1 protein-coding gene is annotated in these 7370 nt (G+C 31.8%); it reads left to right on the forward strand.

Translation table 11 applies throughout. The annotated features are described in order from the left end of the window. Window positions 1-89 precede the first annotated feature (89 nt). On the forward strand, window positions 90-6836 hold the full coding sequence (locus tag HMPREF1984_RS05615; RefSeq protein WP_021766956.1) for an autotransporter-associated N-terminal domain-containing protein: 6747 nt from the start codon (window positions 90-92) through the stop codon (window positions 6834-6836). Window positions 6837-7370: the final 534 nt, after the last annotated feature.

Below are 7370 nucleotides of genomic sequence, written 5' to 3' on the forward strand. Positions count from 1 at the left end.
AGGTAACAGTAGGAAAAGTAGTTATCATAGCCACTTAAGTTATATAAGTTTAAATATTCTAAGGTCTATGAAAAGGAGAGAAATTGAAGATGACAAACAATTTAAGAGGAATAAGAAAGGGTTTATGTGCATTTGCAAAGAAATGTAAGGGATTTAAATATACAGATTCAGCATTGATTACATTTTTAATTACAGGTGCAGTAAGTGTTTCCGGTAATCTTTTTTCAGCTGAAAAAGACGGGAATATTGGAAATCAGAAACAGATACTTTCCACAGATATAAAAGACTTTAATGTTTTGTTAAAGGAAGCAAGAAAAGAAAATGATAAACTGATAAAGAAGTCAAATTTTGAACTTGTTAAGCTTATGGAACAGGGAGACCATGTTGTAAAAGCTCCTTGGAGCAGCTGGCAATTTGGGACTAACGGATTTTTCAACAAATGGGGAGGAACTTATAAAGGAAGAGGAGATAAAAAATCTGAAATTTATAATTTTCAAAGAGACAACACAATGAAAAGATTTTTATATCCTGCAAGTGAGGCTCCAAGTTCAAGTGTAAAATATGAATTAACAGACTTATTAATAGAAGAAGAAGAAAAATCTAAAATAATAGTAAATGCAGCTATAAGACCGAATTTAATAGATAAAGAACCACCTAAGTTACAGTTGCCAACAGTAACAGCACCTAATTCACGAGCACTGGGTTTAACATTGAACTCACCAAAAGCCATAGAAATATCAAGTGTGAAAGCACCAGATATGGATATTAGTATAGTAAATCCAAATGCAAGTCCATTTTCAGATTTTTTTTGGGGATGGTTAGAGGGAGTATCAATAGCGGCAGCTCAGATTAATGATGAAAGTAGACCTGTATGGAAAGAAGCACGTCGTCCAATGATGCAGAATATCGATATTACTGGAGGAGTATTTTGGTCAGGAGTAAAACCAGATGGGACAGCATTTGAAGGTTCTGGATTTTCAGGAGCTTCACAGGATACAACAGTTTATAATGCTACAAATTTTGTTTCAAGTAGAGATTATGATAAAAGACATCAAACTATAATTAACTCATATGATGGTAGGTGGTCAGGAAGACCTGGAAATAAAATAACAGGTGGAACATACTATGTTAGAGGTAGAGATAATACACCGACTGCTCAGGGGGTTGGTTTTGTAAGTGGAAAAGGAACTGGAACTGCAGCATTCCATGTAGTAGGAGATGTTGATATAAAAAATGTAACAGTTAATTTATATAATAGAGCTGCCTTCATTAATGCAGAAGCATTTAGAGGTGGAAGTGTAAAAATGGAAGATGTAACTGTAAATATATTAGAAGATAATAACACAGTTTTTAATATACAAGGTAAAGGTGATGGTGCGTACCAAGATTCTAAATATTTTAGTGGTGGGAAATTTTCAACATCGCTTACAGGAAATACTAATATCCGTGTTGGAACAAAGGACAATACTATTTATGCTATGAAGAATTATGCTGGAGGATTAAGAATTGAAAATAAAGGAGAAATAGTTTTTGATGGAGCATCCAATATAGGATTTTCAGTTTTAACTTGGGTTCCTGATAAATCAAAATATATTGCTGGGGAATATCCAAATTATGTAAATGGAGGAAACCAAGGAGAAGGAAGTTTAGATAAGTATATACCTTATATAAAATTATCAGCAGATAAACCGATGAAATTTTATGGAGATGAAAATGTTGGAATATTCTTTAACACAAAAAATGATAATATCGCACATAATAAAGGAATACATCAAGGATATTTTGAGTTATATTTTGATATAGGAAGTAAATTAGATTTTGATTCAAGTGCAGTGCAAAAAGAAGCAGGAAGACTAAATAAAGTTGGGTATACATCTACAACAGTGGATGGAAATGTTGGGGTATATGCTATCTCCGGACAAAGACAAGGAGTAGATTATAACAGTTTAGCAAAAAGTAGTGTAAGATATAATGCTATTGATGGAAGTACAACTAAACCTTATCTTAACTTCCTTGAAAAAGATCCTATTCATAATTTAAACTTTGATAAATTTAATATTACTTTTGGAAAGTATGCAAAAAATGGATTTATGTTTTTAGCAAAAAATGGAACAGTCATTGATATACAAGAAGGAACACAAAGTGATTTTTCTGATGGAATAAATGGAATAAGTACAGTGGAAGCAGATACGGGAACGAAAACTATTATAACCTATGCTGAAGGAAAATGGACTGCTAACGGGACAGGATTAACAGAATTAACAGGAACTGATTTAGAAAATAAACCAACAGAAATCATAGTTGATAAAAAATTACATATGGTTAGTAAAGAAGGAGTAGCTTTTTTTGCAAAAGATGGTGGAAAAATAACTGTGAAAAAAGATGCAGAAGCAAGAGGATATAAATCAGTTCTTGCCTATGCAGAAGCAGGAACAGTGGATATAAGTTCTAATATTAAAGCACAAGATGAGAATGTAATAACACTTAGTGAAAAATATCAAAATATAGGAGCCTATACTAAAAATGGAGGAACAATAACTGTTGAAGGAAATGCAACTATCAATGGATTGGCTGCATTAGCAGATGGAGTAAACGCAAAAGTTTATTTGAATGGAACAGATAATATTGTCAACACAGGTACAGGAGGAGGATTGTTTGCTACTAATGGAGGAATAGTAGAATTCAATGGAGGAACTATTGTAAATAAAGATAATAGTTTAGCAAGAGGATTATCCCAAAATGACCATGATGCTGTAACACCTTTCCATGTAGAAAATAGTGGAAAAATTATCTTTAAAAATGGAGCTGCTACAAATATAGAAATGTATGATGGAATTCTTGTTTCTGGTGAAGATAGTGATTACACAATTGGAACTGGTGGAACTAACAAATATCAAGGAATGAGTAATGTAAAAGTTAAATTAATGAAAGACGGGGTAAATCTGGGAATATTTAAAAATCTAGATCTTACTTGGGCAGGGAATAGTGGTTTAACGACATTTACCAATGGACTTTTAGCAATACCTAAATTTGGAGCTTTAAATACAAATGGAAAATCATTTAAAACTACATTAGTAGAAGGGAAATTAACTATTGATAGCAATGTGGATTTAACAGATACTTCTGATAAATTCAACGGTATCCTAATGGAAAGAGAATTAGTTACAATAAATTCTGGAAAAACAGTTACAGGTAATGGCAAAGGACTTTCTATGGGTTCTAATGCAGGAGCAGCAAATAACTTAGAATCTGGGTACATAAATAAAGGAACTGTCGATATAACAGGTGGGACATCATCATCAGGTGTAGCTGGAATAAATGTTAGTTATGGACAAATTTTAAATGATACAACAGGTCTTGTAAAAGTTGATAATGGTGCTGGACTTTATGGTACTAATGGAAGTAAGATTGTAAATAAAGGAACAGTTACAGTTACAGGAAGTGGTACAGGAGTAGCAGGCTTAGGAAAAGGAAATTCTACACCAGCTATAACTTATGGAAATGGAAAAGTTGAAATTGTAAATGAAGGTACAATAAATATTGCAGGAGCAAATTCAACCGCTATCTATGCAGAAAATAATAATGGTGTAGCTCAATCAGATGTTACTATAACTAATAATAAATCATTAGCTTTAGGGGATAATAGTGTTGGAATTGTATTGAAGAGCAGCTCTGGAGTTGGTGGATTAATTAATGTAAGTGGTACAGGAAATTCAGATATAAAAGTTGGAACAAATGGTTTTGGAATATATGCAGAAGACAGTAATGTAACTTTAAATACTGACTATGGTATAGAAACTGGTGATAATGGAGTAGGAATTTATACAAAAGGAAGCTCAACAGTAGGAAATGCGAAAATATTAAATTATAAATATTCTGGAAGTACAGCAGGAAGTGGAATAGCTACTTTATATTCCGGGGCAAATGCAACTAATAATCTAAATATTAATTTAGATAACAGTACAAATACAACAGCAGGTATGGTCGGAATTTTCGCTAATGGTGGAGGAAACTTTACAAATACAGGTAACATAGTAGGAACTTCTAATGCAGCTGAATTTGGAATAGTTGCAGATAATAATACTGATGTAATTAATAATGGAAATATAACATTAGGGAATGCAAGTATTTTAGCTAAGGGTAATGTAGGAATATATGTAAAAACAGTAAATAACATTACAAATACAGGAAGTATATTAGTTGGAGATAATTCAATAGCCCTATATGGTTATGGAGTAAATCATACAAATGGAAATATATCAGTTGGCAATAATGGTATAGGAATTTTTTCGCAAGGAGGAAATGTTTCACTGACAGCTGGAACATTAACAGTTGGTGCAAATAAAGCAGTAGGAGTATTTACAGCAGGAACGAATCAAACTATAACAAGTACAAATTCTATGACAATAGGAGATGCCTCTTATGGATTTGTAATAAAGGGGGTAGGACATAATTTAATAGCTAATAATGGTACAGTTACATTAGGAAATGATTCTGTATTTGCTTATTCAGACAAAACTGGAACAATGACAAACCGTACACAATTAGTATCAACAGGAAGTGGAAATTATGGATTGTATTCAGCAGGAAATATAAAAAATTTAGCTGACATTAATTTTGCTTCAGGAATAGGAAATGTTGGAATATATAGTACAGGTGGAACAGCAGTAAATGGTGATACAGGACTAGGAATAAGACCAAGAATAATCGTGAATGGAACAGACAGTACAAACAAATTTTATGGAATAGGAATGGCTGCTGGATATTATGATGAAGAGAATAAGATATTAAAAAATACAGGAAATATCGTGAATTATGGAACAATAGATGTATTAAAAAGTGAAAGTATAGGAATGTATGCTGTTGGTAATGGTTCTACTGCAAAAAATTATGGAACAATTAATCTAAGTGGAAAAAACACTGTTGGAATGTATTTAGATCAAGGTGCAACAGGTGAAAATTACGGAACAATAAAAAGTGTCCCTAATGCAACAAATGATGGAATAAAGGGAGTAGTTGCATTAAATGGATCTATATTTAAGAATTATGGTCAAATTATTATAGATTCTCCAAATGCCACAGGATACTATTATGTTAATACACAAAATTATGACAATCAAGGAGGAACTATAACTGTATCTGGAGATAATTCAAAAGAAACAGATACAGCAAGTCAAAGTAATACGACAAAAAGAGCAAAAGGAATTGAAATAAAAGTAGAAATAGTTCCTAGTGGTGGCTCATCAACAGCAACTGTTATTAGAAATGGAACAGCCGTAAAACCAATTGCTATTGATACAAATATAGCTTCTCCAACTGCAACAAAACTAACAGTAGGAGATACAACTTTGGATTTAAGTAGCAGACTTTCAAGCATGCCAAATATGTCAAGAGGTTCAGAAATAGGGATGTATGTGGATACATCAGGAATAAACTACACAAATCCTATTCAAGGTTTGGATAAATTAACAAACTTGAAAGCAGTGAATTTGATATTTGGAACTGAAGCCTCTGAGTACACAACTGAAAAAGATATTGAGATAGGACAAAATATATTAAAGCCATATAATGATGTAATAAGGGATGTAAGTTCAGCAAGAGGTGGAAAAGTTGAATTTTTAATGAATTCAAGTAATTTAACTTGGATAGCAACAGCTACTCAAAATGTTGATTTGACAATAGCAAGATTGTATTTATCCAAAAGACCTTATACAACATTTGCAAAAGAAAAAGACACCTATAATTTTATGGATGGCTTGGAACAAAGATATGGGGTTGAAAAAGAAGGAACAAGAGAAAGAGAATTGTTTAAAAAGATAAATAAACTAGGACTTAACAAGATTGAACAAAAGTTATTTGTACAAGCAATAGATGAAATGATGGGACACCAGTATGCAAATGTACAGCAGAGAATCAACGAAACAGGAAATATGCTTGATAAAGAGTTTAAATATCTTAAAAATGAATGGAGAAATCCAACAAAAGATAATAACAAAATCAAAGTATTCGGAATGAAAAACGAATACAAAACAGATACAGCAGGAATAATAGATTATACAAGTGATGCTTACGGAGTAGCTTACGTTCATGAAAATGAGACTGTTAAGTTAGGAAACAGCTCAGGATGGTATGCCGGAGCAGTGACAAACAGATTCAAGTTTAAGGATATAGGAAAATCAAAAGAAAATCAGACTATGTTAAAGGCAGGAATCTTTAAAACAATGTCACCAATGACAGACCATAACGGTTCATTAAGATGGACAGTTGCAGGGGATGTATTTGTAGGAAGAAATGAAATGAAACGTAAATTCCTGGTGGTAGATGAAGTATTTAATGCCAAATCAGATTATACATCATATGGAGCGGCATTTAAGACGGATTTAGGTTATGACATAAGAATGAGCGAAAGAACACATTTAAGACCTTATGGATCATTGAAGCTGGAATATGGAAGATTTAATGATATAAGGGAAGATGATGGAGAAATAAGACTGGAGGTTGAAGGAAACGACTACTTCTCGGTAAAACCTGAAGTTGGACTGGAATTTAAATATGTACAGCCTTTAGCAGTAAAGACACAATTATCAGTAGGAGTGTCAGCAGCATATGAAAACGAACTTGGAAAAGTAGGAGATGTAAATAACAGTGCAAAAGTAAGATTTACAGATGCTGAAAAATTTGGAATAAGAGGAGAAAAGGAAGATAGAAGAGGAAACGGGAAATTTGACCTTAATATTGGAATTGACAACACAAGATTTGGAGTAACAGTAAACGCCGGATACGACACAAAAGGCCACAATGTAAGAGGTGGAATAGGATTCAGGGCAATTTACTAATAAAATAATAATCAAAAAAATAAGGCTATCTCAAAAGGTAAAATACAGGGATTGTCTCAAAATAGTAAAACTTAAATATAATATAAAAAAACTACATTTTTTCATTTTCTTTTTGAGACATCCCCTTGTATTAATTCATAATTTTTTGATATAGTCTTTTTTCTATATTTTTACTTACGATTATTACTTATTTCATTAATAATAAAAAAGAATTAAAAAAAATAAGTGAAATATTTATTTGTACAGTCATAAAAAATAGGAAAAATTAGAAAAAATAGAAGACACAAAGAAAAAAATATGATATAATGTACAAACAAATAAAATTCAAAGAGATATATAATAAATATCATATAAATAAGTTTATTTATCTCTTACAAACAACAAATTAATTAAAGTAGAATATTTTTCTATGTAATTAAAAAATGAGGAGGAAATATATGAAAAAGAAAATGCTTTTGCTATCAGCTTTATTAGTAATGGCAACAGTAAGCTATTCGGCGGAAAAACAAAGTTTAGAAGCAAGTCTGAATTCAA

It is taken from the genome of Leptotrichia sp. oral taxon 215 str. W9775 (assembly GCF_000469505.1).
In the GTDB taxonomy this organism is placed as follows: Bacteria; Fusobacteriota; Fusobacteriia; order Fusobacteriales; family Leptotrichiaceae; genus Leptotrichia_A.